1 protein-coding gene is annotated in these 4,150 nt (G+C 60.7%); it reads right to left on the bottom strand.

What is annotated here, in order from left to right; translation table 11 throughout:
• A partial coding sequence (locus ACF8FB_RS04545; RefSeq protein WP_392511069.1) for an immunoglobulin-like domain-containing protein occupies positions 1 to 4,150 on the bottom strand: 4,150 nt, incomplete at both ends.

The raw sequence follows: 4,150 nt of genomic DNA, 5'->3' as shown, positions 1-4,150 counted from the left end.
GGTGCGGTTGCAGTGGCCGAACCGGTGGTGCTGTTGGCTGCCACGACGACGGTGGTGCCATCGGTCAGCTTGAAGTACAGCTCCGAGTGGTTATTGATCGGCAGACCGTCTTTGTTGGTCAGCGTGATGGTGTAGGTGATCTCGCCGCCTTCGGTCACCGAAGGGGTGGCAGTCAGCTTGGCCACGACTTCGTCGAGGGTGTCGGTCACTTGAACCGAAGCGTTGCCGCCCAGTTGCAGGTTCTCGAACGCAGCACCAGTGGCGTCCACCGCCGAGTTGATGCCCAAGCTGATCTGGCCAGCGTCCTGATAGACGTCATCGCCTTGCGCGTCGTGAGTGTACGGTGCGCTGGTTTCACCGGCCTTGATGGTGACCTGAGCGTTGTTGCTCAGGGTCACGATCAGGTCGTGGGCCAGCGGCTGATTGACGTGCACAGTGAAGGTCGGTTTGACGTTCTCGGCTACCGAGGTCTGGTCGGCCGTGATGGTGACCTTGACGATGTCGCCTTCGTTGCCTGGAGTGCCTGGCTCGTCAGTGACGGTAGTGCTGACCGGGGTCTTGTCCAGGTTCAGGTTTTCGAACTTCCACGCATCTGCGCCGCTGACGGCGTCGATGGCATTGACCACCGGCGCATTAGTGCCGACATAGACGTTGTCTGGTGCGGTTGCAGTGGCCGAGCCCGTGGTGCTGTTGGCTGCCACGACGACAGTGGTGCCGTCGGTCAGCTTGAAGTACAGCTCCGAGTGGTTGTTGATCGGCAGACCATCTTTGTTGGTCAGGGTGATGGTGTAGGTGATCTCACCGCCTTCGGTGACTGAAGGGGTCGCGGTCAGCTTCGCCACCACCTCGTCGAGGGTGTCGGTCACTTGAACCGAAGCGTTGCCGCCCAGTTGCAGGTTCTCGAAGGTGTGACCGTCTACATCCACAGCGGACGTGATGCCGAGGCTGATCTGGCCCGCATCCTGATAGACGTCATCGCCTTGCGCGTCGTGGGTGTACGGCGCGCTGGTTTCGCCAGCCTTGATGGTGACCTGAGCGTTGTTGCTCAGGGTCACGACCAGGTCGTGGGCCAGCGGCTGGTTGACGTGCACGGTGAAGGTCGGTTTGACGTTCTCGGCCACCGAAGCCTGGTCGGCGGTGATGGTGACCTTGACGATATCGCCTTCGTTACCTGGTGTGCCTGGCTCGTCGGTCACCTCGGTGCTGACCGGGGTCTTGTCCAGGTTCAGGTTTTCGAACTTCCACGCATCTGCGCCGCTGACCGCGTCGATGGCATTGACCACCGGCGCGTTGGTGCCGACATAGACGTTGTCTGGTGCAGCTACAGTCGCCGAACCGGTGGTGCTGTTGGCTGCCACGACGACAGTAGTGCCGTCGGTCAGCTTGAAGTACAGCTCCGAGTGGTTGTTGATCGGCAGACCATCTTTGTTGGTCAGGGTGATGGTGTAGGTGATCTCACCGCCTTCGGTCACCGAAGGGGTGGCAGTCAGCTTGGCCACCACTTCGTCGAGGGTGTCGGTGACTTGAACCGAAGCAGCACCGCCCAGCTCAAGGTTCTCGAACGCAGCACCAGTGGCGTCTACTGCCGAGTTGATGCCCAGGCTGATCTGGCCAGCGTCCTGATAGACGTCATCGCCTTGCGCATCGTGGGTGTACGGCGCGCTGGTTTCGCCAGCCTTGATGGTGACCTGAGCATTGTTGCTCAGGGTCACGACCAGGTCGTGGGCCAGCGGCTGGTTGACGTGCACGGTGAAGGTCGGTTTGACGTTCTCGGCCACCGAAGTCTGGTCGGCCGTGATGGTGACCTTGACGATGTCGCCTTCGTTGCCTGGAGTGCCTGGCTCGTCGGTGACCTCGGTGCTGACCGGGGTCTTGTCCAGGTTCAGGTTTTCAAACTTCCACGCATCTGCGCCGCTGACCGCGTCGATGGCATTAACCACCGGCGCGTTGGTGCCGACATAGACGTTGTCTGGTGCGGTTGCAGTCGCCGAGCCCGTGGTGCTGTTGGCTGCCACGACGACAGTGGTGCCGTCGGTCAGCTTGAAGTACAGCTCCGAGTGGTTATTGATCGGCAGACCGTCTTTGTTGGTCAGGGTGATGGTGTAGGTGATCTCACCGCCTTCGGTCACCGAAGGGGTGGCAGTCAGCTTGGCCACCACTTCGTCGAGGGTGTCGGTGACTTGAACCGAAGCAGCACCGCCCAGCTCAAGGTTCTCGAATGCAGCACCAGTGGCGTCCACCGCCGAGTTGATGCCCAAGCTGATCTGGCCAGCGTCCTGATAGACGTCATCGCCTTGCGCGTCGTGGGTGTACGGCGCGCTGGTCTCACCAGCCTTGATGGTGACCTGGGCGTTGTTGCTCAGGGTCACGACCAGGTCGTGGGCCAGCGGCTGGTTGACGTGCACGGTGAAGGTCGGCTTGACGTTCTCGGCTACCGAAGTCTGGTCAGCCGTGATGGTGACCTTGACGATGTCGCCTTCGTTGCCTGGAGTGCCTGGCTCGTCGGTGACCTCGGTGCTGACCGGGGTCTTGTCCAGGTTCAGGTTTTCGAACTTCCATGCATCTGCGCCGCTGACCGCGTCGATGGCATTGACCACCGGCTGGTTGGTGCCGACATAGACGTTGTCCGGGGCGGCTACAGTGGCCGAACCGGTGGTGCTGTTGGCTGCCACGACGACAGTAGTGCCATCGGTCAGCTTGAAGTACAGCTCCGAGTGGTTATTGATCGGCAGACCGTCTTTGTTGGTCAGCGTGATGGTGTAGGTGATCTCGCCGCCTTCGGTGACCGACGGAGTGGCAGTCAGCTTGGCCACCACCTCGTCGAGGGTGTCGGTGACATCCACTTTCGCGGCACCGCCCAACTCGAGGTTCTCGAACGCAGCACCAGTGGCGTCCACCGCCGAGTTGATGCCCAGGCTGATCTGGCCCGCATCCTGATAGACGTCATCGCCCTGCGCGTCGTGAGTGTACGGTGCGCTGGTTTCGCCGGCCTTGATGGTGACCTGAGCGTTGTTGCTCAGGGTCACGACCAGGTCGTGAGCCAGGGCGGTGTTGATGTGCACAGTGAAGGTCGGTTTGACGTTCTCGGCTACCGAAGTCTGGTCGGCCGTGATGGTGACCTTGACGATATCGCCTTCGTTGCCTGGCGTACCTGGCTCGTCGGTGACCTCGGTGCTGACCGGGGTCTTGTCCAGGTTCAGGTTTTCGAACTTCCATGCATCTGCGCCGCTGACCGCGTCGATGGCATTGACCACCGGCTGGTTGGTGCCGACATAGACGTTGTCCGGGGCGGCTACAGTGGCCGAACCGGTGGTGCTGTTGGCTGCCACGACGACAGTAGTGCCATCGGTCAGCTTGAAGTACAGCTCCGAGTGGTTATTGATCGGCAGACCGTCTTTGTTGGTCAGGGTGATGGTGTAGGTGATCTCACCGCCTTCGGTCACCGAAGGGGTGGCAGTCAGTTTGGCCACCACTTCACTGATAGTGTCCGAGATCTCAACGGTAGCCGGGCCACCCAAGGCCAGCTTCTCGAAGGTGGCACCCGGAACTGTAGCGTCGGTAACACTGAGCGTGATGGAGCCTGCATCAAGATAGACGTCATCGCCCTGAACCGAGGTCTTGTACTCGACTTCGGTCTTACCGGCTTCGATCGTCACGGTGTCGCCGTTAGACAGGGTTACCGTCAACGGACGGTCCAGCGCCTGGCTTACTTTCACAGTAAAGGAAGGCTGCTGGTCTTCGGTCACATTGCCATTGCTGACAATACTTACGGTGACGGTATCGATGCTGTCATTGATGACAGTCGAGGCTGGGGTCGGATTCGGAGTCAGATGTTCGAAGTTGCCGCCCGTGGCGCTCTCGATGGTGACGCTGACGGTCGAGCCGTTGTTGTAGACGTCATTGGCCGGGGTCTGGAAATCGACGCTGCCCTGGGTTTTACCCGCTTCAACGGTAATGGTTTGGCCGTTGGACAAGGTCACGGTTACCGGCGTCTGGGCAGGATTGCTCAGGGTCACGGTGTAGGTGATCACGCCGCCTTCGGTCACGCTTGGCGAGGCGGTCAGGGTCGCAGTAGTGGTGTCGACCGAGTCGGTGATCGTGGTCTGAGCCGGCGTCGGGTTCGGGGTCAGTTGCTCGAAATTACCGCCTG

Origin of the sequence: Pseudomonas sp. yb_2 (genome assembly GCF_043103905.1) — a bacterium.
In the GTDB taxonomy this organism is placed as follows: Bacteria; Pseudomonadota; Gammaproteobacteria; order Pseudomonadales; family Pseudomonadaceae; genus Aquipseudomonas; species Aquipseudomonas alloputida.
Note: the sequence above shows the minus strand (reverse complement) of the source record. Positions and strands in the feature narration are given on the sequence as shown.